The following is a 24,268-nucleotide window of genomic DNA, read 5'->3' as shown; positions in this document are numbered from 1 at the left end:
AAGTTTTGAGGTGGGAGTTTTACGGGCGATTACACCGGGATTAATAATTGTTACCCTTCTATTGTTACCCTTTTTCCATTCGCTTGTAAAACAAAATGCCTTGTTACGAACTGTAACAAGACATCTTTCACCGGCTTGATTTAGCGGTACGTGAGGTATCGTTCATACCAATTATCAATGAAATCAGGTGCAAAGGGACCTTTCTGCTGATGAATCCAGTGTTTCAGTAATTTCAAGTTCTTTTGTAGAATCCGGTCGATTTCAATTGGATAATGCATTATTTTGCTGTGAAGACTATATTCATCTTCATCAAGCAAATGATATGTCATATCCGGAAACACTTTAACATCTAAGTCATAATCGATATACTTCAAGGCTCCATCTTCATAAATGAAGGGGGAACTAAGATTGCAGTAATAATGAATACCATTATTTCGGATCATACCGATAATATTAAACCAATGCTCAGAATGGAAATAACAGATTGCCGGCTCCCTCGTCAACCATACCCTCCCGTCACTTTCCTTTACCTTTGTACGATCATTTGCCCCGATTATTTCCGACTCCGTACCTTTTAACACCAAGCTGCTTTCCCATATGCGATGAAGTGTTCCATCATGCTTATAGCTTTGTATTTCTATTCTTGAACCAGGCTCCGGAGCAACCACTTGGATCAACCTTCCTTTATACGTTAATTACCTATTTCTTCTTATATCTAGTCTATTATAAAGGGTAGTATATAAAAGATAAAGCAAAAGAGCCCCCTGCAAATACAGGAAGCTCTTTTTTATCCAAGTTATTTTTTGTTTTGTTGAGACTTTTGGTTTTGCTTTTTCACTTCTTGTGCATCTGTTTCATCAGCAAACTCTGTCTCATATTGACCTTGTTGTGCCATTTGGTTTTGCTGTTTTACTTTTTGTACATTGGTGCCCGCCTTTGAGTTTTTAGGGTTGTTAGCCATCAATATCACCTCCGTAGTTGTTAATTTATCCATTTCTCGCAAGACTATACAGAGGAAAATATTAACTTTCGGCAAAATTTGAGGGCATCAACTGCCGCATAGCTAGAAACCGCGAATTCTTAAATGTGAAACAGGGAATGGAAGTTTTTTCATTTCGTCTGGACTCGCCAAACGTAAACGTTTATCCCCGATCTCAACTGCATCTGTTTCCGCTTCGTAAATTTCAATATCCCAAATCAGATGACTGAAAACATGCCTTAAATCACCATCTCGTTTACCGAGTTTTACTTCAACCCCATACTCCTCTTTAAACCAACTTGGAATATCCCCTGCAGCGACCTCACCTAAAGGTACCATTGGAAATTGATACATATTCGCAAGCAGACCTGTATCTGGGCGTTTTTCAATTAGATAATTGCCGTCCGCGTTTTTTACTTTTAATGCTGCATAAAATATTGGTTTTTGTTTTTTCGCTTTTGATTTGACAGGTAATTCACCCTGGGCACCGACTTCAAAGGCACGGCAATGTTCTTGTACCGGGCAAATAAGGCAAGCCGGGGATTTCGGTGTACAAATCGTTGCTCCAAGATCCATAATTGCCTGGTTAAAGGAGGATGGATCTTCCTCTGAAATCACTTCCCTAACGACTATTTCGAAATGTTTCTTCGTTCGCGGGCGGGCGATATCATCATTAATTAATAACAGCCGGGAAAACACACGCATGACATTCCCGTCCACAGCTGGTTCCGGCTGGTTGAACGCTATAGAAAGAATTGCTCCTTGCGTGTATGGACCGACACCTTTCAAGCTTCCCAATTCCTTCTTCTCATCTGGAACCGTTCCATCATAATTTTCCACGACTTCCCGAACCGCCGTATGTAAGTTTCTTGCCCGTGAGTAATAGCCTAACCCTTCCCATTCTTTTAATACTTCTTCTTCCGGAGCATTTGCAAGTGAGTATACGGTTGGATATTTCTCCATAAAACGTTTAAAATAAGGGATAACGGTATCTACTTTTGTTTGTTGCAGCATGATTTCGGATACCCATATACTATAGGGGTCTTTCGTCTCCCTCCAAGGGAGCATGCGCTTATTTTCATGATACCAAGTTAGTAAATCAGAATTGAATGCTTCTATGTTGAAATTTTGTAAAATATCTTCTACCATTGCGCCACCTTCCTTTGGTACAATTGATTAATAATATTAAAACGATAGGAAGTGTCCTTATTATGGATACCGCTACACATATTGTAATGGGAGTATCACTTGCAGGACTTGCAACACTAGATCCTGCCGTACAGAGTGATCCAATGTTATTCAATGCCGTGCTTGTTGGAACTGTCGTCGGTTCCCATGCACCAGACTTTGATACAGTATTTAAAATGAAAGACAACGCTACTTACATCCGGCATCACCGGGGAGCAAGCCACTCGATTCCAGCCATCCTATTATGGGGACTGCTCGTTTCTGGAGGGATTTATTTATTTGTCCCGGAAGTGAGTTTCCTTCACTTATGGCTATGGACAGCCCTTGCCGTAATCATTCACGTGACTGTCGATTTATTTAATGCATATGGAACGCAAGCCTTTCGACCGTTTACGAATAAATGGATTGCGAAAGGGTTCATCAACACGTTTGATCCGTATATTTTCTCATTGAACGTTGTTGGAATCATCGCCTGGTCACTTGGGGCAAACCCCGCTTATACGTGGCTCACGATTTATACGGTCATTATCCTCTACTATATTAAACGATACTTGGACAAACGCGAAATCGTTCATAAAATCAAAGAACATTTTCCAGATACAGTAGAGATTGCCACTTCACCAACATTGAAACAGAATTACTGGCGGGTCGCAATTACGACGGAAAACCGGTTTTACGTAGGCAAGGTGGAAAATCGTCACATTGAAATTGTAGATGAATTCAAGAAGATACCGTTACCGGAAATACCGCTTATTGAAACCGCAAAAACGGATGATAACATTGCAGCCTTCTTAAATTTCTCTCCTGTTTACCGGTGGGAAATCAACGAATTCGATGCTTATACAGAAGTAAGACTGATTGATCTCCGATATCGCTCAAATGATTATTATCCATTCGTTGCCGTAGTGAAAATCAATCCAGATCTTGAAGTCATCAGTTCCTATACAGGCTGGATTTTCTCTGAGCATAAGCTGCAGCGAAAATTATATGTAAGTGATACACTCGCTTAATTTCAGTAGGAAAATTGGTTGTCACCAAGCTTTTAGGTGACAACCTAAATCGCATTTGGACAGTTCTATATTTTCTTAGCTGCCAAATAAGAACAGCAGGATGGCCTGCTGTTCTTTTATTTATCCACTTTTTTACCAAGTAACGCAATCGGCAATGCTTCAATTTTTTCATAACGTTCATCAAGCAGATTTATTCGGTATCCCCAAGCAAAAATACCATCTATGTATTCAATCAGAAACCGGAAACCTGGCTCCATCTTCAATTGATAAATTTCTTCTGGTTTGAAATCAGCAGGATTCATCGTATAGGAAATGGCAACCTGCATTTTCCTCTCATTAATCTGCACCTCCGAAATATTTCCGAGCTGCTCCGCTTTCTGTGCTTTTTCCTTTAATTCTCCGATTTCTTTATATAGCTGCTCCACAGAGTAATCACTATATCGATAATTCATTTTGCTCTCCCCCTATCCTTCCTCTAGCTTACCAATTTTTCACCGGGAAGGGAATAATCTAACTCCGAGCGGGAAAAATTGTTAATCCTGTTCCAACTGCTCCTCGATAAACCGCTCAATTAAATCGAATGAAAATCCTTTCCGGTACAAACCTTCTTTGATTTTATTCCGAAGCTCATATCCAGTAAATTTCGCTCCATGTCTCCTTACTAACTTCTCACCTTGGTAAACAAGTGCATTCCATTCTTCATCTGCGTCCCGTTCACCGAAAAATTCGGATGCGACATCCTTTACAACATCTCGGGAAAAGCCTTTTTGCGTCAAGTTCACTTGCAATTGCTCCATCCGTTTCCGAAAAGCGTGCTTGGAGGACTGCCGGAGTTTCTTTTCCATAAACTTATATGCCTTATCGTATTGCTCTTCATACGTATACATCGGGATGACATCTGCAATAATTACAGCACTGACACCTTTTTCTCTTAATTCTTGTTCAATCCGTTTCGGACCTTTCGATGAGGTGTTCATTCTGGTTCTGACAAACATTTCAGCAAATTCCTTGTCATTAAGCAGTTTTTCTTTCGTCAGTCGCTCGATGATTTTTTCTATATATTCGGGTTCTACTTCCTTTTTCATTAAATAGTTATAAATTTCTTTTTTTGTCCGCATTCGGTAGCTTAAAAAATGGATAGACTGGGTATAGAACTGATAGAGCTTTTCTTTTTGCGTTATCTTCTTGATTGTCTCTTCGTCCAGTTCCAGCCCTTTTCGCAGTCTGAATTCAATCAGTACGGCTTCATCGACACCGAAGGCAAAAGCTTCACCATTTCCATCATCAAGGAATATATTATAACGGCTCGCATTTTTCTGCTGCGTTGTAATTCGGGTAATTTTTTTCAAAATCCTTCACCCCTTCCATCTTATTTTATCATGAAAAATATCGTATACAACTAATACTCATGCAAATCGTAAAACCTTGGAGGGATATTATGAACTTTCTTATCACTGGTGCGACTGGATTTATCGGAAGGCACTTAACAGACCAACTGACTCTAAAAGAACTCATTACGAAAGGACAATTTGTTTATCCCAAAAAGGCAATAGATTGTGGTTTCACTTTTCATTATCCGAAATTACCAGAGGCTCTCGCAAGCTTGAGATAAAGGCGTTTATTCTTTTAATTACGGCAGAAAAATCAGACGGAAAATAAACGAAATCCGTTAAAAATTTTTAATAATATTTTTTTAAAAAAACCATTCACATTTTGCAAAATCCGGTGTAGAATGAGTTAAGTAAATTGATTGCATCCTGCAGAAAAGAGATGACAGCTAACCGCATTTCGTACAATCTGGAAATTAAATAGGGAAGGCAAATGGTGCGCCACCAGTATGTTCTTACTGGTTCTAGTGGGTTCGATTCCCACCCCGAATTTTTGTTTATCGCAAGTTTCAGGCGTAATATTGTGAATAAAAATTCGTGGGTAGGATTCAGGGAGGATCACTAGGCTTATTAGTGGCCGCACTTTGGACAATACCCACCTGAAATAAAGGAGGGTTTTTTTATGCTAAAAATGCGTGAATTACATGAGGTGCCAGTTCTGTATGAATTGATGACACATCCTGAAGTATTTCCCTATGTTAGACAAAAAGCCGACACATTAGATGAATTTTATTTTGTAACAAGACAGACGATTGAATCCGAACAAAACCGGGAGCTGATTTCGCGAACGATTCTGGATGAATTCGGGCAGCCGATTGGCACAATTAATTTATTTGATATTGAAGAGAATCATGGATTCCTCGCCACTTGGATTGGTAAGCCTTATTTTGGCAAAGGGTATAATCGTGAGGCAAAGGATATGTTCTTTGACGAATTATTCTTTACCCAGGGGATTGACGGCATATTCATGAAGGTGCGTAAGACGAATATCCGCTCTATGAAAGCCGTGTTAAAACTTCCATATATCGCATTAGCTAATGAAACCTATCCTGAAGTGTTTACGAAAATCAACCCGGATGAGGAGATTTACGATTTATTCGTTATATCGAAAGAGGGCTATATCTCTTATAAACAATTCGTGCCTGTGGAAGCAACAGCCAGTGATATAGAAGTTTCGTAAGTATTTTTAAATATAAAAATAACCAAAGCTGTTTCAGATGATGTCTGGGCAGCTTTGGTTTTATTTTCTTCCCCATTAAGTTACTACATTGGATTTTCCTTACCTAGTTTAAACTTTTTCAGTGCTTTCTCCAATGCTTTTTCCTTCGTATGCTCAAACGCATATACCGTTTGTATACCCGAACTCTCCAAGTCCATTGTTGCTTGCCAGATAAGACGCTTCTCTACCTCTTCAAAATAGATGATGGTTGTCGTTTTATCCATCACTTCTATTTCTATTCTTTGCTTATTAAACATACTCCGCAATAGAAAGCTTTTCGTATAACTTGAGATGAATGGATGATATAACACCATGCAACCTAGTGACAAAGTCTCACCCCCTTCGTTCTAATCAGGAACATATTATCATATGTTATGTAAACGAACAAGCATGGCGCAACTTTCGCCTATTTCGCGTGATACCATATGTATTATCTAAAACGATAATGTCATTTTAAAAAAAGTAGTGATGCCTAAATGATTGAACAAATCGCTTATAATATAAAATTTTTACGGGAGCAAAAAAACTGGACCCAGCAAAAGCTCGCTGACCAATTAATGATTTCCCGCTCCACGGTGACGAAATGGGAAAATAGTCAGCTTACTCCTGATATCCAGAGTCTCATCAAGCTCAGTAGTGTATTTGATATTACACTTGATAATCTTGTTGGGAATTACACACACCACAAAGAGTTGATGAAGGAATTTAAACGGATTTATCGTTCTAAATCGATTGAATTCGATGACGAGGCGGTTGAACTTGTGGAATATATGATGAAGTTCCCTGAACTTAAAGAACAAGTTTACCGTCTGCAGCAATTATCAATCAAAAAACAAATGTCGATTCAAAAGCTGCTTACAAGCTTGATCGATCAATATGAACAGATTTGAAAAAAGAGAGCAGGAAAATTGCTCTCTTTTTTATTGTCTAATATTTTATAAAATATAAATACTGGGATAACTGAAATCGCTAGAACTAGCCACGTCCGGCTCCAGCGCCCAGCAACTAGCAAACTTCACACTCCTCCAATCGATAAGTCAACATCAACTCACTATCGTTCGTTGTGTTTCCTTTATCTCTTTCCGGAGTGCTCCAGTTTGTACGTTGCTAAACGGGCGCTTACGCCTTTGTTATTGTTTAAAATTCGTTTGTCTGTTATATTAGTAGTATAACAGACAAACGAATGGGACAGTTGCACTGACCCCGTGTCCCAGTGAAAGGTGGGTTTGTGTATGTTTTTGAAACTTGATATGGCTGGGGATAAGCCGATTTACATTCAGTTGAAGGAGCAGGTTATTGAGGGGATTGCGCGGGGGAGTTTACGCCCTGGGGATGATTTGCCTTCTGTCCGGGCACTTGCTGCTGATATTGGAATTAATCTGCATACGGTGAATAAAGTCTATCAGCAGCTGCGGCAAGAAGGATATATTCAGATTCACCGGAGCAGGGGTGTCATGATTCACCCGGACGGCTTTATTAAAGCAGACAAAACGTACCGCACAAATCTTAAAGCAACTTTACGCCCCCTTATTGCGGAAGCGATCGTTCACGATTTAAGTGCAGAGGAGTTCACTCGCTTATCTCAGGAAGTATATGAACAAATTCTAACGAAGGAAGGTGGAGATAATGAATGAGTTCCTGTTCCCGATCATCGTTTTAACAATCTTTATTCCAGTCGTATTGACCATTACGTTCATCCCCTACTGGACACGGAGGACGGAAAGCTTTGGAGTTACAATCCCGCAGAAGATTTATCCTAGCGACGAACTAAAGAAAATGAGAAAGCAATATGCAGGCTACACAAGTATATTTGCCCTGCTTCTGTTAATCGTTTTATTCATTTTAAGCCGGGACACATCTGAACAGGAATTGGGAATCCAGTTAACCATCATCACCCTTCTATATTTAACAGCCAGCTTTCTCATTTATTTGAAATTCCACTTTCAGATGAAAAAACTAAAAGAAAAAAGAAATTGGAATGAAGGAAAAAGCGAGCGACTTTTTATTAGTACAAATTTCCACCAGGATAAATTAAGATATTCAAATCTCTGGTTTCTAATCTCTTTCTTCATTACGTTTATCGTTATATTTTTTACCTTTAAAAATTACCATTTGCTTCCTGAACGAATTCCAATGCAATATGATTTCTCTGGCGAGGTAACTTCCTGGGCGGACAAATCTTATCGTTCGGCACTGCTCTTTCCGGTTCTAATGCTTTATATGACGTTAATCTTTTTATTTGTCAATACAATCATCTCTCGGGCAAAACAACAGATAGATAGTGAAGATCCTGAAAAATCATTGAAACAAAATGCAATGTTCCGGAGAAGATGGTCGCTTTTCACCATTATCGGCGGTATATCTCTAACCTCGCTATTTGCATTTGCACAAGCCAGTCTATTTTTCAACTTCAGCCCTGCTGTATTCATGATTATAACGCTCGGCTTTACAGTCTTGTTCATTGGTGGATCTATTTACCTTTCCTTCACCACGGGTCAAGGCGGGAGCAGAATCAAGCATGGCACAATGAGCAAGGACGGGAAAACAATTAATCGCGATGACGATAAATATTGGAAGCTTGGTGTCATTTATTTTAACAGGAATGATCCTGCACTCTTTCTTGAAAAAAGGTTCGGTGTCGGATGGACGATTAATCTTGCTCGACCTTTAGCATGGATGACACTTCTTTTGATTATCGGGTTCGCGATGCTTATTCCACTATTATTCAGTTAAATTGGAGGAGTAATTATGAATCAACTTGCAATGGATTCTCTTAATTTAGGATTGATTTTACCACTATTTTTCATCCAAGGAATCTTAATTATCGTAGCGGTTTTTGACTGGATCAAACAAGAAGAAAACGTCCGAGGCAACCGTTGGGTATGGCTAGTTATCATCTTAGTTCTCACTATGGTTGGTCCGATTCTATACTTTATCTTTGGAAGGAGAAGATGATGATGAGCATCCTTACCGTAACAGGCTTACTTAAAGCGTACAAAGATATGACTGCTGTACGGGGTGTGGATTTCTCCCTCTCTGAAGGGAAATGCATTGCACTCATTGGTCCAAATGGCGCCGGGAAAACGACGATCTTGCGGATTCTTGCTGGACTGCTGAAACAGACGGATGGCGATGTTACTTTTTCCGGTAAAGAAGCAAATGCGGATATTCGTGAATTTATTGGCTACCTGCCACAATACCCTGTTTTTCCTAGTTGGATGACAGCACGTGAATTTCTGCTTTTCAGTGGAGAAATTGCAAGCCTCCCAAAAGAAGAAGCAGCGAGACGTGCGGAAGATTTAGCAGAACAAGTTGGCATTACCGATGCACTCGACAAACGGATTAGCGATTTTTCCGGAGGGATGAAGCAGCGTCTTGGAATTGCCCAAGCGATTATCCACTCTCCCGAGCTCCTGCTGCTTGATGAACCAGTTTCATCCCTTGACCCAATTGGTCGGCGCGACGTATTAACCTTACTTGAAAGATTGAAGAAGGAAATGACGATTCTTTTCTCGACTCATATTTTAAATGATGCCGAAGAAGTTTGTGATGAGCTACTCTTGCTTCATCAAGGAGAAATCATGGAAGCAGGCCCGATGGAAGCATTGCGGCAAAAATATCAGACCTCTGTCATTGAACTTGAATTTCAGGAAAATCCCGAGCAATACCTCAAGAAGTTAAAAAGTCTGCCCGGAATAATGGACTGCAAACTTGAAAGGCAAATTATAAAAATTCCGGCAGCTGATATTGCCGAGGCGCGAAAAAGTATTTTCCAAACTGCAACAGAGGAAAACTGGCCGATTATCGGTTTTAATTTAAATCGGGCCTCTCTTGAAGACCTATTTATGAAGGCGGTGAAGCAATGAGACAGTGGCAAACACTTGTGAAAAAAGAACTGATTGCGAGCTTCCGTGACAAGAAATGGATTTGGGTACCGCTCGTACTTATTCTCCTTGCCGTCATGGATCCCGTATCTAATTATTATTTGCCGCAAATTCTGGAGTCCGTCGGGGGACTCCCGGATGGTGCAGTGTTCGAGATGCCTGAAGTAACCGCGAGTGACGCAATTGCGATGAGTATGGGACAACTCAGCAGTCTCGGTGTGTTGATTTTCGTTCTTATTTCGATGGGTACGATTGCTGGAGAAAGAAAATCAGGTGTTGCTGAACTCATCCTCGTAAAACCGATATCCTACACGACTTATATTATGAGTAAATGGACGGGATTACTGGCGCTTGTGCTTGTGTCATATGTGATAAGTATGCTGTTCGCCTGGTATTATATTGGGCTGCTCTATGCGTTTATTCCTGCAGGAAATTTTATATTCCTTTTATTCTTTTACGGGCTCTGGTTTATTCTCGTCGCTACATTGTCGATATTTTATAATACCGTGTTCAATTCTCCCGGACTCGTCGCCTTTGGAACTATTGCGACAATCACTGTGCTGAGCGTCATTACAAGCTTGTTCGGACAAAAGTTAAATTACAGTCCAAGTAATCTCTCAAACCACGCACTCAACTATTTACAAACCGGCGAGATTCAAGGAGCATTAATCGGGTCAGCAGTAACAACTATTATCATTAGTGCTCTGCTTCTTGTTTGGAGTATTTATATTTTCCAGACGAAAGAGCATGCATCATAGGTTGCACCTTTATCACTCACCCAAACAGGAAAACAACAAGACTTTACTTTCCTAATAACCGCTTCATTCATGATTAAACCAGCTTAACTTGCTGGTTTTTTATTCCTTATTTTTAATTCTTTTCATTAACCGTTCCATCGGCTGCATTTCAGGCAGGACAATATACTGCTCTCCATTTGTTTCGACAACAACATTACCATAACCTGCTGTTGAGAAGATTTGGCTATCGACCTTTTGCAAGTTATTAATTACTCTACCTACAGGATGTCCATAATCATTCGATGCACTATACGTAATAATCGATACTTCAGGTCTTACTTCCCTGAGAAACTTTAACGTACTGCTGGAATTTGAACCATGATGGGCGATTTTCAGAACTTCCGCGTCGACATCATATTTTTCCGCAATCGCTTCTTCCTGCTCCGCTTCCACATCACTCATAAAGAGGAAATCAATTTTCTCATAGGTTAATTTAAGTGCTATGGCGGATTGATTCCTATTTTCCGCATCTTCCTCTGCTGCATGCAGAACTTTCAGCTCCACCTCCTCCGCAAGCGTGATGCTGTCATTTGCTTGGGCTATTTGCACTGGAATTTTTTCTTTGAAAAGATAGAACCGATATTTGGCAAATGTCTTGGTCAAATGAACTTCCCCATTTTCAAGTACTTTCCGTACAGGTAAATGCTCTAACACAGCAATTAATCCGCCGATGTGATCGTAATCCGGGTGAGTGGCAACCATTAAATCAATTTCTTCAATCTGCTGCTCCTTTAAATAACGGACAATTTTACTTCCAGCTTTCGGTACACCGCCATCAATTAAGATCGCCTGATTGTCCGGGGTTTCAATCAGTATGCTGTCCCCTTGCCCTACATCAATGAAATGAACACGCAAGCTGTTCTGTGGTGTGGCATATGTAATTTGAGGGATTATAAATAATAAAAGGAAGAATAAATGGATTACTTTTTTCATCGGAGTCACCCTTTCTTCCTCTTATTTTGCACCGAAACAAGCTGCTTATGAGCATGAAAAAATCCCGCTGCACGAGGCAACGGGATTACTCATTTAAAATCTATACTTGTTTAACCGCTATTTCATCTTCTACTACATCAATATGAACTTTATCCACGGATTCCGATTCAAGAATTAAATCGGTAAGCTGGTCTTCTATTTTATCCTGGATGACACGACGTAATGGTCTTGCACCGAAACGCGGGTCATATCCAAGTTCAACCAATTTTTCTTTCGCTGCATCTGTAATCGTAATTTCGATATCATTTTCCTCAATCGTTTCCTCAAGCTCATGCAGCATCAAATCAAGAATAGCTAGTAAGTTTTCTTGCGCTAATTCGTTGAACTCTACAATTGCGTCAAATCGGTTCAAGAATTCTGGTTTGAAGAAATCACTTAAATTCTCTAACGTTGAAACAGCGTCATGTGTGTTATTGAAACCAACATTGACATTCTTCGCACCAGTTCCAGCGTTACTTGTCATAATAATGACGGATTCTTTAAAGCTCACCATTCTGCCCTGGGAGTCTGTCAGATGACCATCTTCCATAATTTGCAGGAACATATTTTGCACGTCTGGATGTGCTTTTTCAATTTCATCAAGCAAGATGATGGAATACGGATTACGGCGGACTTTCTCGGTTAACTGTCCTGCCTCTTCATGGCCAACATATCCTGGTGGTGAACCAATGATTTTAGACACAGAATGTTTTTCCATGTACTCACTCATATCTAGACGAATGAGCGCATCACGTTTTCCGAATAATTCTTCTGCAAGAACTTTTGTCAGCTCTGTTTTACCAACACCAGTCGGACCTACGAATAGGAAGGAACCGATTGGACGTTCTTTCGATTTCAGACCTGCACGGCTACGACGAATCGCTTTAGCGACCTTGTCTACCGCCTCGTCTTGTCCGATTACTTTACCGCGTAAATGAGTTGCCAAGTTCTTCATCTGTTTTTGTTCTTCTGCTTGCATTTTCGTTACAGGAATGCCAGTTTTCTCTTCTACAATCAATTCGATATCAGAGACAGATACATCGGTAACTTTCTCACTGTCATCTGCTTTCTCTAATTGTTTCTGTAATTGAATTTCCTGATAACGGAGATTTGCTGCCAGTTCATAGTCCTCACGTTCCGCTGCTTCTTGTTTTTCCTTCACAATTTCATCCAAACGTTGTTGCAAGGAGTTTGCATCTTGCTGGGAGTTATTCAAGTTCAAGCGTGAACCGACTTCATCCATTAAGTCAATCGCCTTGTCTGGCAAGAAACGATCTTGGATGTAACGGTCAGATAATGTCGCAAAAGCTTCAATAACATCATCTGAATACTTCACTTCATGGAATGCTTCGTAGCGATCTTTAATTCCATGTAAAATTTGTACTGTTTGTTCGAGTGTCGGTTCTTTTACAATAACTGGCTGCAAGCGTCGTTCAAGTGCCGGATCCTTTTCAATCTGACGGTATTCTTTCAGCGTCGTTGCACCGATTAACTGCATTTCACCACGTGCAAGAGCTGGTTTTAAAATATTACCTGCATCCATTTGAGAACCTTCAGCTGTACCTGCTCCGACGATTAAATGGATCTCATCAATAAAGAGGATGACATCTTTTCTTTCTTGAAGCTCTGTAATAAGCTTTTTCATCCGTTCTTCGAATTGGCCGCGAATACCTGTATTCGCAACTAAAGAGGCAACATCGAGCAAGTATACTTCTTTAGAAAGCAACTTACTTGGAACGGTTCCTTCTACAATTCGCAGTGCCAAACCTTCCGCGATTGCCGTTTTACCTACACCTGGTTCTCCGATAAGAACCGGATTGTTTTTACTTCTTCTATTTAATGTTTCAATGACACGTTTAATTTCCTGATCGCGCCCGATAATCGGATCGATTTCTCCTGCTCGTGCAGAATCAGTTAGATTTTTCCCTAATTGATCAAGTAGACCTTCACGTTTCTTTGTGCGTTGTTGTGTACGTGCTCCTGTTTGTCCATTTCCCGCTTGAGAGAATTGGTTTTGAAATGGATTTTCTCCTTGATTGAAATTGGAGAAGAAATTATTTGCCTGATTCATCATATTTCCTTGTATTTCACGTAAACAGGAGTTACATAGATGCATTTCCATTCGCTGTCCGTTCATATGCACAGACGCATTTACATTTGCCTCATTAACACCGCAATGTTGACATTTCATCTTACATTCCTCCTAAATTTATTTATTATTAAATTGATCAAATTTGACTTTGACTATCTTTGACCTTAAACCCATTATACTCTGACCTTTTTTGACTTTCAAGTGTTTTGCCCAACTTTTTTTATTTTTTTTGCAGGAACGAAAAAGCAGATAGAGACTAGTTCTCTCATCTGCTAATTTCATTCCATATTTTATCATCGTTATCCCAAAATTCAACGGGAGCATGTTCGACTAAATCTTTTTCATTTGATTCTTTTATTTCTTCTGCAAAGTTTACAATCCGAGTAATCTCCTGTTCTGACAAATCATCCAGAAGATCGAATAGACGCATTTTTGTATCTATATATTATCCCTCGCTTTTAAGGTATTCAATAACAGTATACCCGGAAAGCGTCAGTGGAAAACAAATGCTTGAAAAATGATGGAAGACTTTACATGTTCTCCATTTCTCTTTGACGCAGTTCGATTCTTCTTATTTTACCAGAGGTGGTTTTCGGAAGTTCATCGATAAATTCAATAGCCCGCGGATACTTATATGGTGCTGTCTGTTGTTTTACATGATCTTGTAAATGCTTAATCAAGTCTGTATTGTTCTTATCGACATTCTGCTTAAGAACGACATAAGCTTTGACGATATTCCCTCGGACAGCGTCTGGACTTGCGACGACCGCACACTCTTGAACATATGGATGCTTCACAAGAGCATCTTCCACTTCAAATGGTCCTATCGTATAACCCGAGCTAACAATTATATCGTCTCTGCGGCCTTCAAACCAGAAATAACCATCTTCATCTTTTCTCGCCTGGTCTCCTGTAATATAAAATTCACCCCGGCGAGATGCTTTCGTTCGTTCGATGTCTTTATAGTACTCACGGAAAAGCGCTGGACTATCTAGACGGATCGCAATATCCCCAATTTCATTTACCCCTGCTATATTTCCTTCTTCATCAATAATTACTACATCATTACCCGGCGTCGGTTTGCCCATGGAGCCTGGCTTTACTTCCATATCTTTCGTAATTCCTAGAAGTAGCGTGTTCTCGGTTTGACCATAACCATCCCGGACGGTAATATCAAAGTATTTCAGGAATATATCGATGACTTCGACGTTAAGCGGCTCTCCTGCAGATACCGCACTGCGTAAATGCGGCAACTTATAATCCTCAAGATGTTCGACTTTTGCCATGATGCGATACTCTGTCGGCGTGCAACAAAGCACATTAATTTCATTATCTTGAAGGAGTTGGAGATATTTGGACGGATCGAATTTCCCGCTATAAATAAACCCTGTCGCTCCAGAACCAAGTACAGATAGAAGTGGGCTCCAAACCCATTTTTGCCAGCCAGGAGCTGCTGTAGCCCAAACTAAATCATCCTCTTCCACACCAAGCCAATTTTCCGGCGCGGTCTTCAAATGAGCGAATCCCCAAGCATGGGTATGCACAACACCTTTTGGATTCCCTGTCGTTCCTGATGTATATGGTAAAAATGCGATTGTCTCTTTTGTCGTATCTACCATCTCAAGTTCTTCACTAGCGTTTGCTTTTGTCTCATCAAGAAATTCCCAGTCATCAACGGCATGTCCAACGCTAAATTTCTTCAGTTCAGCAAAGTTGGAAACTTTACTTACTTCTGTTGTAAACTCATGGAAAGCCACGACTCCACTAACTTCTCCGTGTTGAATCCGGTATTCTAAATCGTTTACTTTTAACATTTCCGAGCTTGGAATAATGATAATCCCTGTTTTTAATGCCGCCAAGTAGACTTCATATGTTTCAATAAGCCGAGGCATGATGATGAGTATTTTATCCCCGCGTTCAAGACCGCTATTCAAAAATACATTTCCGATTTTGTTTACATTTCGAATTAGCGCTTGATAGGTAATCTCTTTTTTATTATTATTTTCATCCAGCCAGATGAGTGCTTTTTTGTTTGTATCTGCTGCATATTTCTCGACTTCCATCGCAATGTTATATTGTTTTGGTGCGATTAAATCTTCTCTCATCATCCCGCTACCACCACTTTCTTTTATTTTCTCTCCATTATATCAAAGCCTCAGAAAGTTTGGCACGATTTTAATGAAAAAGTCGGAAAACAGATGAGTCTGCTTCCCGACTTTGTATGCTAAGGCGCCCGCGAAACGAATCGCATACTTAGCCTATAAGGGCTTTTGCGCCTTTGTTTATTAATATCCATAAATCACTTCAGGTATCTGATCACGTAAAATTAGATCATCTAAACTTTTAAATTGATATCCTTCTTCTTTTAAATCCGTTATTAATACAGCAAGTGCTTCGGCGTTATCCTTTGAAACGGTATGAAGTAAAACAATCGCGCCTGGATGGATTTTCTCCATCACTTCTTCATACGCATAACGCCATCCCTTTTGATTGGACGTTTCCCAATCTTTAAAGGCAAGCGACCAAAAGATATGAATATAACCTAATTCATTCGCCCATTCCAGTGTCTGTTCATTAAAAATACCCCTTGGCGGACGTAAGTATTTCAAATCTTTTTGATCAGATACTTCACTTACCTTTTTTTCCAAGTCCTCCAGTTCTTGACGCATCGCATCTTTCGTTAAAATGGAAAAGTCAGGGTGGTGATAGGAATGATTTCCGATAATATGTCCTTCATCAACCATTCGCTTGACTAAATCGGGAGCTGTTTCTACATAATGCCCGGTAACGAAGAAAGTTGCCGGTACATTTTCCTTTTTCAGCACATCGAGAATTTGCGGAGTATACCCTTCCTCATAACCATTATCGAACGTTAAATAAATATGTTTCCCACCGGATGAATCCGCAAAATAAGCACCATATTCTTGTAGTAAATCACCATAAGAGCCGATTTCCGGAATTTCACCAGCCGAACCCTTTTTATACCCCCAGCCAAAGCCACGAGCATCGACCTCTGTTTCTAAACTGAATCCGATAATCAAGACAAAAACGAAACAATATCCTAACAAACGCTTCATCAACAACACCCTTTTTCCCTAGCATAACCTCCGGACTCAAAAATTATGCGGGAGTGGTGGGACAAGGGGGCAGAGTATTTGTCCCGCACAAGATGGGATAAATGCTCTGACCCCCTGTCCCGGCAACTTATAAGATCATTGCTGCAACCCAGCCGAAGATGATGAGTGGGATGTTGTAGTGCAGGAATGTTGGTACTACTGTATCCCATATATGGTTATGGTTTCCATCAGCGTTCAAGCCGGACGTTGGACCAAGTGTACTGTCCGAAGCTGGTGAACCAGCGTCACCCAGTGCTCCAGCTGTTCCGATTAACGCGGCGATCGCAAGTGGTGAAAATCCTGCCGCCAGACAAATCGGGACATATAGCGCAACTAAAATTGGAATTGTACCGAATGAAGAACCAATTCCCATTGTTACAAGGAGTCCTACTAATAATAGAATGAAGGCAATGACAGCTTGATTGTCTCCTATAAACCCAGCAGACGCTTTGACTAATGCATCGACTGCTCCTGTTTCACTTAAAACTGTTCCGTAACCTGAAGCTACAAGCATAATAAATGCAATCATTCCCATTAATCCAATTCCTTCTGTCATAATCTTATCAAGATTACGATACGGCACAACAAGGAACACAAACATAACTAATAATCCAGCGAGTGCGCCGAGTATTAGATTTTGTGTAATGATTTGTACGACTAACGCCGCTATAATGGCGATAATGGTAAAGAAATGTTTCTTATTAAAAGCAAAATCTTCTTGATTCAAAGCTTCAATGTCTACCGTTGTACCTCCACCAGAGCCTTTAACCGGATCTCTTCCTTTTCGGTACGTAATAAATATCGCAACAAAGAGTCCTACAACCATACCAAGTCCAGGTATCAGCATCGCAAATGCCGTATCCCAAGCAGTTAACTCAATACCATTCTCTGCTAGACCATCGACAATAATGCCATGGAAAATGGCTCCAAATCCTAATGGAAGCATGACATATGGCGCTTTTAATCCAAACGTAAGTGCCGCCGCAACAGCTCGGCGATCAATCCGCATTTTATTAAATAACTTCAGCAGCGGTGGTATTAAAATCGGTATAAATGCAATATGGACAGGAATCGCATTTTGCGAAAGGCTGGCAATTCCTGCTAATAAGAGTAAGATTGTCGCCCTTTTTCCTGATAATTTATCGATTACAAAATTCACAAGAAAACTAGTAATTCCTGTATAACTAATGGCAATCGCAAATGCTCCAAGTAAGATATAACTTAAAGCCGTATTCGCTTGACCGCCCATTCCACTTACGAGTAAATCAACCGTATCTACAAACGAAAGTCCTGACATGACACCCGCAACGATTCCTGCTGCAATGAGTGCCAAAACAACATTAAGTCGTAATAAGCTGAGAATAATCAGCACTAGAACGGACACAACTACAACCCATTCCACAATTACTTCCCCCTTAAATCTCTACTCTTTTATCACTTTAATACTTCATCATAATAAAGCATTGAAGATAAAAAAGCAACCCCTTTATAAAGGTAATGGTACATTGGGGTCGGAGGCATTGTCCCAGTAAAGTCGGACAATGCCTCCGCCCCCAATGTCCCTCTCTTCTTTTATTTGACTTGAAAGTTGTAGGATATATAATTTTGGACGGGAATCCAGGCCCCGATCCCTTGTTTTGTTACGTTTTTAATGACTAGTTGCTTTTTTGTTCCTTTTAATTGGATATATACTTCACCGAAAGTTACCCGGCCCTTTTCATGGATTGCTGGTGCATACGCTTCAAGAATTCCCATTTTTTCCTGAGGTACAGGGTAAGCATGAGCCATTTTTGTATTTCGACCTACTTCCACTTCATAAGCAAGGGGAAGCTTTGTTTTCTCTTCCGCTTTTTGCAGCACCATGTTTTTTACTGTTCCTGCGTCAGCAATCTTATTGGTGAGCATTCCTTTAATTTCTTTATTTTCCTGTTGAATATAATTCATTTCCTGCTGTCCCTCGGAACCATTTTGCAGTTCATTTTTATTAATGGCTTGATATTCCCAGTTGACACCTGTTTCCAATGATTCATACTGCAAGGGCCAGCGTCCAAGATAAATCTCTCCACGGTATCCAATGCCAATTGGAGATGGCTTAATGCTTGATTCATTTAATTGTTGAATCAGCTCCGAGTTCTCTATTGCCACAGAAGTACTCTCAAGCAGTTCCCTCGTTTCCTCACTTGCCTCGACAACCTCATTATCAGAATCATCATTTTGCACCGTATTTTCCTTTGATATATCTAATACATGACTCGGTATTTCAAAGTTTTCTTCCGTTTCCTTTTTTTCCTCAGCAAATAAAACAACGGGAAAAGCAAGTATGATGAAAAATGCAGCAGACATACCGGTTAAACGTTTACTGTTCATAGACCTCCATCCTTTCTTTTCCTATAGTTTTTTCGCTTCATGGAAAAATATACACGCTGATGGTACAAAAAAACATGCTGTCTGGTTGTTCTTTTCCAGACTCGCATGTTTTTATTAAAGATACCTGCTATACCTTTTCTCAAAATACTCCTGTATCATGCCAATTAAAATACATAACGGCCAGTAGATAAGAGCCACAAGTATATACATCGTCATTGCATCGAACTCTCGTCCCGCAACAATTTGCGTTTTCTGAAACAATTCCGGAACTGTAATTACAGCAGCCAATGATGTCGCCTTCAGCATGTCCATCGAAACATTCGTAAGCGGAGGAATAGCCGTCCGAATCGCCTGCGGGAGGATAATGATTCGCAATGTTGTCCAGTAGGGAATATTCAATGCTTTCGCGCTTTCCCACTGTCCCTTATCAACACTATTTAAAGCAGACCTGTCAATCTCAGCGATATAAGCAGCACCATTCAGTCCGAACCCGACAATCGCCGCCGTAAGTGCTGTAAATTCAATTCCAATGACCGGTAAACCGAAATAAAGAATAAATAAAAACACGAGCATCGGTGTCCCACGCATAAAAGAAATATAAATTCGTGCCGGAATTCGTAACAAAAAATGTTTGGAACCTCTTGCTAGTGCTAGGAACAAACCAAGGATCATCCCAATTACCATGCCGGCAACCGTGATTCCTACCGTCATCGGCAGCCCTTCTAGAACAAATGGCAAGCTCTTAAGTGCCAGTTCAACATCAAATAGGCTGCTTAAATCAATTCCATTTAAATTCATTTGCTTCTACCTACAATTCTATTCCTTCAATTTCTTCAATTTCATCTTCCGGTTCTCTCGATGCATCTTCTTCATAGAACTGAACTGCTAGCTCTGTCAATGTACCATCTTCGTGCATTTCTGCTAGTGCTTCATTTATTTTTTCCGTCAAAACATCAGCATGTTTTGGAAGAACCACAGCTTGCTCTGTCGGATAAAATTTCAATGTCGGATGGAGATGAATATCGAATTCCGGGAATGCGGCAACACCAAATTTTGTTAAGAAATAATCATTCATGACAAGGTCTGTTCTTCCATTATTCACATCACTTAAATACGCTTCATTCGGCGCGTTCCCATATGTAACAACTTCCGCACCATATTGTTCGGCAATTTGACTATAAATCGTCGTTGCCCCACCGCCAGCTTTTTTCCCTGCCAAATCCTCTAAGCTTTCAATACCGGAGTTATCGTCTGTTCGAACCGCCATCGTCGTCCAAGAATATTTATAAGGGTCGCTGAAGTTAAATTCTTCTTGCCGCTTCTTTGTAATCGACATGTCATTTGCCGCCACATCGATCCGTCCACTATTAATAGCCGGCATCATACTGTCTACGCTCATAATTTCAAATTTCACTTCCAACTCTAAGCGTTCAGCAATTTCCTTCATCACTTCTACATCATATCCAGTAAGCTCATCATTTTCATCGTAAAAAGATGCTGCAATTAACGTACCCGATGTGCCAACTACCAACTCTCCCGCTTCTTCAACCTGCTCCCATCTTTCATCTGTTGCTTGGTCTTGTGCATTGTCGTCAGCGTTTTCATTTCCTCCACCACATGCAGCTAGGATCGTAATCAATCCAATCACTGACAAAAATACGAATCGCTTCATTTTTACCCCTCCTGTTATACTTTTTATCAATAAAAATTATAACACAAAGGTTTCTTTTATAACAAGGAAGTATACCAATAAAAGCAAAATCCAATCTCAATCTGTTACATTTTTAAAATAATATAACATAAACAGATTAAAAAATAAGGCAATTAGACTACTAACTGCCTTATTCAATCGTCTTTTTCCATGCTGCCCGTTCATGAAGTGAAGCATTTAATACTCCACCAATGAGCACAATCATTCCAAATAAATAAAACCAGACCATAAGCACAATAACTGTCCCAAGACTTCCATAGGTTGTTGAATAGTTTGCCAAGTTTTCTACATAAAAAGAAAAGGCCCAAGACACGAGTTGAAAGCCGACCGTGGAAAATAATGCCCCCCAGACAATATGTTTGAAATACACTCTGCGATTCGGGGTAAGCCGGTACAACGCAACTAACACGATAAAGAAAATGATAGAAGAGGTAACCCAGCGAAATGTTTCCCAGATTTGCAAAAATTCAGCTGAAAAGCCGAACCAAGAGAAAAAGTATTCTCCGATCATCTTCCCGAATACTGGTAATAATAAGGCAACGATAACGACAAAAAACATGCCGACCGTAAGCAGCATTGATAAAAGACGGTAGATGATAAATAGCCGCTTCGGTTTTATTCCATAAGCACGGTTTAATGCTTTCCGCACCGCATTCACTCCGTTTGAAGCTGCCCAGAGCGTACCAATGATTCCAATGGATAACAATCCACCACTTTGAATCCGCAGCAATGACTCAATGTTCGATTCGATTAAATCATATACTTGGGGCGGAGCATAATCCACTATAGTTTGTAAAATAACCGCTTCATCCAAGGAGAAATAGCCAATCAAGTTAAATAAAAATAATAGGAAGGGAAAAAGTGACAGAAGAAAAAAATAAGCGAGCTGTGCCGCCAACCCAAAAACATCGACTTTATCCATTCGTTCATAAAATTCATTTAAAGCCGGGAAGAGATTTTTCAAATTCCGACCCTCCACGTAAAAGACAATGCCCCATCGCAAGAATTGAGATGGGGTATTTCTTTTGTCTCGTAATGTTCACGCTGGTTTTAGTTTTTATTCACTAAACGGTCAAGAGTGGATTCTACCTGTTCCAACGCGTTGATCGTATTTTCAGCCCCAACAGAAATATTTGCATTCAATTTGTCGAATGAATGACGCATTTTTTGCACCGTTTCCGTCGGATTGCTTAATAGGTCACCTGAATTGTCTTTTAACTTATTCAGACACGTTTTCGTATAGTTACGTGCATCCTTGTCAAATTGCATTGCGAGTGCACCAAGTAAGGCACCTGCTACGACGCCAATGATTAATTTCTTTTGTCCCATTTTGCTCTCTCCTTTTCCAATTCTTTTTCTATCATATCATGTTCCATCATTATCTTATATTATAAGCGAATTAATTTAGATGAATCAATGAAAGCTGTAACAATCTGTGTTTTTTTATCGAATTATATTATTCTGATTAGAATTACATGGTAGATGACAACTACTTGATCGCTTTCATACAGCGTAAGTGTTCGAAACTCACTTCTGGAGGTCCGCAGTCCAGACACCTCTTGCACCTGCTGAGCGGCCGGCAAGCCTCCTCGCGCTATCGCGCTGCGGGGTGGTCTCGCCAGGCCTATCCTCCCGCAGGAGTCTCGAGGTGTCTGGACTGCTACCAGGAAAGGCTATATTGGAATCACTGTTTAATGTGCTGGAAGGGTATAATCGTATCGTACAGGAATAATTTGTATTAAAAATAATCATCCCTACCAGTTCAGTTGCCCGGTGGACGGTGACTCCTGCGAGAACAGCACGAGCCTGGAGACCCCGCAGGGCGGAAACCCGAGGAGCTCTAGCAGTGCCCAAGGATGCGCATCCGTCCACCGGGCAACTGAACGGCGATTAGAGAGCAAACCATGAGAACTCGCAAAACACTTACGCTGTATGAAAACGATTTTCAATGGAATGCAGGGTCTTTCTAAGAATTGGAATTAAATAATTCGGAACCAAGGTAAAAAGGTATTGACTTATCGCTAAAAATTCGGAATATTAATAAGTAGAAACGGAACACAAAAAAGGATAAGGGGATGATGACATGGTAGATTTTCTAGAAAAGGTAAGTAGTTTCGTATGGGGTCCGCCTCTATTGATTCTCATCGTTGGTACAGGACTCTACCTCACCTTCAGACTTGGATTTGTGCAGATTACAGCACTGCCGACTGCTTTAATCAACGCTTTTAGCCGCAGGAAACAAGACAAATTATCTGAAGGGGATATCACCCATTATCAAGCATTAACAACCGCAATGGCAGCTACAGTAGGAACAGGGAATATCGTTGGGGTTGCAACGGCAGTTATTGCAGGTGGACCAGGAGCCGTGTTTTGGATGTGGGTGATGGCGATCTTTGGAATGGCTACCAAGTATGCGGAAGCGGTTCTTGCAGTAAAGTATCGAGTGAAAGACGCGAAAGGAGAAATGGCTGGTGGCCCGATGTATTATCTAGAACGGGGACTGAATGCCAAATGGCTCGCAATCTTATTTGCCATTTTCGGCTCCATTGCCGCATTTGGTATCGGAAACATGGTTCAAGCGAATTCCGTGTCAGCTGCTGCTTCAAACACGTTTAATATCCCGACATGGGTTACAGGCATTATTCTTTTTATCATTACAGCGATTGTCATTCTTGGCGGGATTAAAAGCATTGGACGCGTGACTGCTTACCTTGTACCTGTTATGGCTGTATTTTATGTTTTTGGTGGTTTAATTATTATGATGCTGAACGTCGATTTAGTACCAACAGCTTTCAATATCATTTTAACGGACGCCTTTACCGCAAATGCGATTGGAGGCGGTATTTTAGGGACCGTGATCCGGTACGGTGTTGCCCGCGGGATTTTCTCAAACGAAGCAGGTCTTGGATCTGCTCCAATTGCAGCCGCAGCAGCAAAGACTGATTATGCTGGTAGACAAGGTCTTGTTTCGATGACACAAGTATTTATCGATACGATAATCGTTTGCAGTATCACTGGAATTACGATTGTGATGGCTGACTTACATCAGACCGGAATTGATGGCGGTGCTTTAACGAGTGAATCTTTCGGCGTATTCCTAGGTACACCAGGCACCTATATTGTTGGTATCGCAACCATTCTATTTGCTTACTCCACACTGATTGGCTGGTCTTACTATGGTGAGAAATGTTTTAACTATCTCTTCAAGAGTCCAAAGGCAATTACCTTTTATCGCACCGTATGGGTTTTTGTCGTGCTCGTCGGTTCCGTGACGCTGATAGATATCGTCTGGCTCTTTTCCGATATTTTTAATGCGTTGATGGCCATTCCTAACCTAATCGGATTGCTCGGATTGTCCGGAGTTGTCGCATACGAAACGAAACGCTTCCTTAAAGTTGCGAAAGAAGAAAAAGAAGCGGGGAAAAAAGCAAAAGTTTCCTAGTGGAAGTATGTTTATGAATAATGGCAGTTCAATCAGATTATTCCGCTGATTGAACTGCCATTATTTTAAAATCAGGACAATTGCTCTGACCCTCTGTCCCGAA

The 24,268-nt window shown here is 40.5% G+C and carries 27 protein-coding genes; 10 read left to right on the top strand and 17 right to left on the bottom strand.

Going from position 1 to position 24,268, the window contains the following annotated elements:
- Positions 1–140 precede the first annotated feature (140 nt).
- The 3 genes from ntdP to mutY form a co-directional block, all read right to left on the bottom strand.
- Positions 141–668 (bottom strand): nucleoside tri-diphosphate phosphatase, encoded by a 528-nt coding sequence (gene ntdP / locus L3V42_RS15630; RefSeq protein ID WP_238472416.1) that lies wholly within the window; start codon positions 666–668, stop codon positions 141–143.
- 128 nt (positions 669–796) lie between these two features.
- Positions 797–961: a gamma-type small acid-soluble spore protein gene (locus L3V42_RS15625; RefSeq protein ID WP_235762743.1), complete on the bottom strand. Its 165-nt coding sequence runs from the start codon at positions 959–961 to the stop codon at positions 797–799.
- A 102-nt stretch (positions 962–1,063) separates the two neighbouring features.
- Positions 1,064–2,128: an A/G-specific adenine glycosylase gene (mutY, locus tag L3V42_RS15620; RefSeq protein ID WP_238472415.1), complete on the bottom strand. Its 1,065-nt coding sequence runs from the start codon at positions 2,126–2,128 to the stop codon at positions 1,064–1,066.
- A gap of 62 nt (positions 2,129–2,190) precedes the next feature.
- Between mutY and L3V42_RS15615 the strand changes: the two genes are divergently transcribed.
- Positions 2,191–3,177, top strand: coding sequence for a metal-dependent hydrolase (locus L3V42_RS15615; protein WP_235762745.1), 987 nt, complete (start codon positions 2,191–2,193; stop codon positions 3,175–3,177).
- Positions 3,178–3,293: 116 nt separating this feature from the next.
- On the opposite strand, the gene L3V42_RS15610 is transcribed toward L3V42_RS15615, so the two are convergent.
- Positions 3,294–3,629: a YfhH family protein gene (locus L3V42_RS15610; RefSeq protein ID WP_238472414.1), complete on the bottom strand. Its 336-nt coding sequence runs from the start codon at positions 3,627–3,629 to the stop codon at positions 3,294–3,296.
- Positions 3,630–3,710: 81 nt separating this feature from the next.
- Positions 3,711–4,526 (bottom strand): recombination regulator RecX, encoded by an 816-nt coding sequence (gene recX, locus L3V42_RS15605; RefSeq protein ID WP_238472413.1) that lies wholly within the window; start codon positions 4,524–4,526, stop codon positions 3,711–3,713.
- Between the two features lie 89 nt (positions 4,527–4,615).
- Here recX and L3V42_RS15600 point away from each other — a divergent pair, with 89 nt between their 5' ends.
- Together L3V42_RS15600 and L3V42_RS15595 are read left to right on the top strand one after the other, a co-directional pair.
- Entirely contained in the window at positions 4,616–4,789 is a 174-nt protein-coding gene (locus L3V42_RS15600) for a DUF1731 domain-containing protein (protein WP_238472412.1), read from the top strand.
- 398 nt (positions 4,790–5,187) lie between these two features.
- A complete protein-coding gene (locus tag L3V42_RS15595) occupies positions 5,188–5,745 on the top strand; it encodes a GNAT family N-acetyltransferase (protein ID WP_238472411.1) in 558 nt (185 codons plus the stop codon).
- An 83-nt stretch (positions 5,746–5,828) separates the two neighbouring features.
- Here the strand turns inward: L3V42_RS15595 and L3V42_RS15590 are convergent, their stop codons facing one another.
- Positions 5,829–6,113, bottom strand: coding sequence for a hypothetical protein (locus L3V42_RS15590; protein ID WP_238472410.1), 285 nt, complete (start codon positions 6,111–6,113; stop codon positions 5,829–5,831).
- Positions 6,114–6,260: 147 nt separating this feature from the next.
- Here L3V42_RS15590 and L3V42_RS15585 point away from each other — a divergent pair, with 147 nt between their 5' ends.
- The 6 genes from L3V42_RS15585 (at position 6,261) to L3V42_RS15560 (ending at position 10,426) form a co-directional block, all read left to right on the top strand.
- On the top strand, positions 6,261–6,674 hold the full coding sequence (locus L3V42_RS15585; RefSeq protein WP_238472409.1) for a helix-turn-helix domain-containing protein: 414 nt from the start codon (positions 6,261–6,263) through the stop codon (positions 6,672–6,674).
- Positions 6,675–7,016: 342 nt separating this feature from the next.
- Complete coding sequence (locus L3V42_RS15580; protein ID WP_238472408.1) at positions 7,017–7,418, top strand: GntR family transcriptional regulator; 402 nt, start codon at positions 7,017–7,019, stop codon at positions 7,416–7,418.
- A complete protein-coding gene (locus tag L3V42_RS15575; RefSeq protein ID WP_238472407.1) occupies positions 7,411–8,517 on the top strand; it encodes a DUF1648 domain-containing protein in 1,107 nt (368 codons plus the stop codon). Before L3V42_RS15580 ends, L3V42_RS15575 begins: the two co-directional genes overlap by 8 nt.
- A gap of 15 nt (positions 8,518–8,532) precedes the next feature.
- Positions 8,533–8,739, top strand: a complete 207-nt coding sequence (locus tag L3V42_RS15570) for a PLD nuclease N-terminal domain-containing protein (RefSeq protein ID WP_238472406.1) — start codon at positions 8,533–8,535, stop codon at positions 8,737–8,739.
- Complete coding sequence (locus L3V42_RS15565; RefSeq protein ID WP_369412911.1) at positions 8,736–9,650, top strand: ABC transporter ATP-binding protein; 915 nt, start codon at positions 8,736–8,738, stop codon at positions 9,648–9,650. The genes L3V42_RS15570 and L3V42_RS15565 overlap by 4 nt, the downstream gene beginning before the upstream one ends.
- Positions 9,647–10,426 (top strand): ABC transporter permease, encoded by a 780-nt coding sequence (locus L3V42_RS15560; RefSeq protein WP_238472405.1) that lies wholly within the window; start codon positions 9,647–9,649, stop codon positions 10,424–10,426. Before L3V42_RS15565 ends, L3V42_RS15560 begins: the two co-directional genes overlap by 4 nt.
- A gap of 99 nt (positions 10,427–10,525) precedes the next feature.
- Here the strand turns inward: L3V42_RS15560 and L3V42_RS15555 are convergent, their stop codons facing one another.
- From L3V42_RS15555 to L3V42_RS15505, 11 genes are all read right to left on the bottom strand, one after another.
- Positions 10,526–11,398: a ComEC/Rec2 family competence protein gene (locus tag L3V42_RS15555; RefSeq protein ID WP_238472404.1), complete on the bottom strand. Its 873-nt coding sequence runs from the start codon at positions 11,396–11,398 to the stop codon at positions 10,526–10,528.
- Positions 11,399–11,498: 100 nt separating this feature from the next.
- Positions 11,499–13,628 carry an ATP-dependent Clp protease ATP-binding subunit gene (locus L3V42_RS15550; RefSeq protein WP_238472403.1) on the bottom strand — a complete coding sequence of 710 codons (2,130 nt, stop codon included), beginning with the start codon at positions 13,626–13,628 and terminating at the stop codon, positions 11,499–11,501.
- Positions 13,629–13,794: 166 nt separating this feature from the next.
- Positions 13,795–13,959: a hypothetical protein gene (locus L3V42_RS15545; RefSeq protein ID WP_238472402.1), complete on the bottom strand. Its 165-nt coding sequence runs from the start codon at positions 13,957–13,959 to the stop codon at positions 13,795–13,797.
- A 100-nt stretch (positions 13,960–14,059) separates the two neighbouring features.
- Positions 14,060–15,637, bottom strand: a complete 1,578-nt coding sequence (mbcS, locus tag L3V42_RS15540) for an acyl-CoA synthetase MbcS (RefSeq protein ID WP_238472401.1) — start codon at positions 15,635–15,637, stop codon at positions 14,060–14,062.
- 177 nt (positions 15,638–15,814) lie between these two features.
- Entirely contained in the window at positions 15,815–16,606 is a 792-nt protein-coding gene (gene pdaA / locus L3V42_RS15535) for a delta-lactam-biosynthetic de-N-acetylase (protein WP_235762760.1), read from the bottom strand.
- A 127-nt stretch (positions 16,607–16,733) separates the two neighbouring features.
- Positions 16,734–18,047, bottom strand: coding sequence for a Na+/H+ antiporter family protein (locus L3V42_RS15530; RefSeq protein ID WP_235762761.1), 1,314 nt, complete (start codon positions 18,045–18,047; stop codon positions 16,734–16,736).
- Positions 18,048–18,217: 170 nt separating this feature from the next.
- Entirely contained in the window at positions 18,218–19,012 is a 795-nt protein-coding gene (locus tag L3V42_RS15525) for a YfkD family protein (protein ID WP_235762762.1), read from the bottom strand.
- Between the two features lie 114 nt (positions 19,013–19,126).
- Positions 19,127–19,810, bottom strand: coding sequence for an amino acid ABC transporter permease (locus L3V42_RS15520; RefSeq protein ID WP_238472400.1), 684 nt, complete (start codon positions 19,808–19,810; stop codon positions 19,127–19,129).
- 10 nt (positions 19,811–19,820) lie between these two features.
- The gene (locus L3V42_RS15515) at positions 19,821–20,684 is read right to left on the bottom strand and encodes a transporter substrate-binding domain-containing protein (RefSeq protein WP_238472399.1); all 864 of its coding nucleotides are present in this window, start codon (positions 20,682–20,684) and stop codon (positions 19,821–19,823) included.
- 169 nt (positions 20,685–20,853) lie between these two features.
- Positions 20,854–21,687, bottom strand: coding sequence for a YihY/virulence factor BrkB family protein (locus L3V42_RS15510; protein WP_238472398.1), 834 nt, complete (start codon positions 21,685–21,687; stop codon positions 20,854–20,856).
- A gap of 86 nt (positions 21,688–21,773) precedes the next feature.
- A complete protein-coding gene (locus L3V42_RS15505; protein WP_235762766.1) occupies positions 21,774–22,052 on the bottom strand; it encodes a YtxH domain-containing protein in 279 nt (92 codons plus the stop codon).
- 754 nt (positions 22,053–22,806) lie between these two features.
- Here L3V42_RS15505 and L3V42_RS15500 point away from each other — a divergent pair.
- Positions 22,807–24,165, top strand: coding sequence for an alanine/glycine:cation symporter family protein (locus L3V42_RS15500; RefSeq protein ID WP_235762767.1), 1,359 nt, complete (start codon positions 22,807–22,809; stop codon positions 24,163–24,165).
- Positions 24,166–24,268 lie beyond the last annotated feature (103 nt).

The organism is Oceanobacillus alkalisoli (assembly GCF_022213125.1).
GTDB classification, from domain to species: Bacteria; Bacillota; Bacilli; order Bacillales; family Amphibacillaceae; genus Oceanobacillus; species Oceanobacillus alkalisoli.
This window is presented reverse-complemented; position numbering and strand designations above follow the sequence as displayed.

What these genes read in the sequence shown, in the direction of transcription:
- L3V42_RS15625 (WP_235762743.1), bottom strand. Translation starts at nt 961, where the DNA reads ATGGCTAACAACCCTAAAAACTCAAAGGCGGGCACCAATGTACAAAAA.
- mutY (WP_238472415.1), bottom strand. Translation starts at nt 2,128, where the DNA reads ATGGTAGAAGATATTTTACAAAATTTCAACATAGAAGCATTCAATTCT.
- L3V42_RS15615 (WP_235762745.1), top strand. Translation starts at nt 2,191, where the DNA reads ATGGATACCGCTACACATATTGTAATGGGAGTATCACTTGCAGGACTT.
- L3V42_RS15610 (WP_238472414.1), bottom strand. Translation starts at nt 3,629, where the DNA reads ATGAATTATCGATATAGTGATTACTCTGTGGAGCAGCTATATAAAGAA.
- L3V42_RS15600 (WP_238472412.1), top strand. Translation starts at nt 4,616, where the DNA reads ATGAACTTTCTTATCACTGGTGCGACTGGATTTATCGGAAGGCACTTA.
- L3V42_RS15595 (WP_238472411.1), top strand. Translation starts at nt 5,188, where the DNA reads ATGCTAAAAATGCGTGAATTACATGAGGTGCCAGTTCTGTATGAATTG.
- L3V42_RS15585 (WP_238472409.1), top strand. Translation starts at nt 6,261, where the DNA reads ATGATTGAACAAATCGCTTATAATATAAAATTTTTACGGGAGCAAAAA.
- L3V42_RS15580 (WP_238472408.1), top strand. Translation starts at nt 7,017, where the DNA reads ATGTTTTTGAAACTTGATATGGCTGGGGATAAGCCGATTTACATTCAG.
- L3V42_RS15575 (WP_238472407.1), top strand. Translation starts at nt 7,411, where the DNA reads ATGAATGAGTTCCTGTTCCCGATCATCGTTTTAACAATCTTTATTCCA.
- L3V42_RS15570 (WP_238472406.1), top strand. Translation starts at nt 8,533, where the DNA reads ATGAATCAACTTGCAATGGATTCTCTTAATTTAGGATTGATTTTACCA.
- L3V42_RS15565 (WP_369412911.1), top strand. Translation starts at nt 8,736, where the DNA reads ATGATGATGAGCATCCTTACCGTAACAGGCTTACTTAAAGCGTACAAA.
- L3V42_RS15560 (WP_238472405.1), top strand. Translation starts at nt 9,647, where the DNA reads ATGAGACAGTGGCAAACACTTGTGAAAAAAGAACTGATTGCGAGCTTC.
- L3V42_RS15555 (WP_238472404.1), bottom strand. Translation starts at nt 11,398, where the DNA reads ATGAAAAAAGTAATCCATTTATTCTTCCTTTTATTATTTATAATCCCT.
- L3V42_RS15550 (WP_238472403.1), bottom strand. Translation starts at nt 13,628, where the DNA reads ATGAAATGTCAACATTGCGGTGTTAATGAGGCAAATGTAAATGCGTCT.
- L3V42_RS15545 (WP_238472402.1), bottom strand. Translation starts at nt 13,959, where the DNA reads ATGCGTCTATTCGATCTTCTGGATGATTTGTCAGAACAGGAGATTACT.
- mbcS (WP_238472401.1), bottom strand. Translation starts at nt 15,637, where the DNA reads ATGATGAGAGAAGATTTAATCGCACCAAAACAATATAACATTGCGATG.
- pdaA (WP_235762760.1), bottom strand. Translation starts at nt 16,606, where the DNA reads ATGAAGCGTTTGTTAGGATATTGTTTCGTTTTTGTCTTGATTATCGGA.
- L3V42_RS15525 (WP_235762762.1), bottom strand. Translation starts at nt 19,012, where the DNA reads ATGAACAGTAAACGTTTAACCGGTATGTCTGCTGCATTTTTCATCATA.
- L3V42_RS15520 (WP_238472400.1), bottom strand. Translation starts at nt 19,810, where the DNA reads ATGAATTTAAATGGAATTGATTTAAGCAGCCTATTTGATGTTGAACTG.
- L3V42_RS15515 (WP_238472399.1), bottom strand. Translation starts at nt 20,684, where the DNA reads ATGAAGCGATTCGTATTTTTGTCAGTGATTGGATTGATTACGATCCTA.
- L3V42_RS15505 (WP_235762766.1), bottom strand. Translation starts at nt 22,052, where the DNA reads ATGGGACAAAAGAAATTAATCATTGGCGTCGTAGCAGGTGCCTTACTT.
- L3V42_RS15500 (WP_235762767.1), top strand. Translation starts at nt 22,807, where the DNA reads ATGGTAGATTTTCTAGAAAAGGTAAGTAGTTTCGTATGGGGTCCGCCT.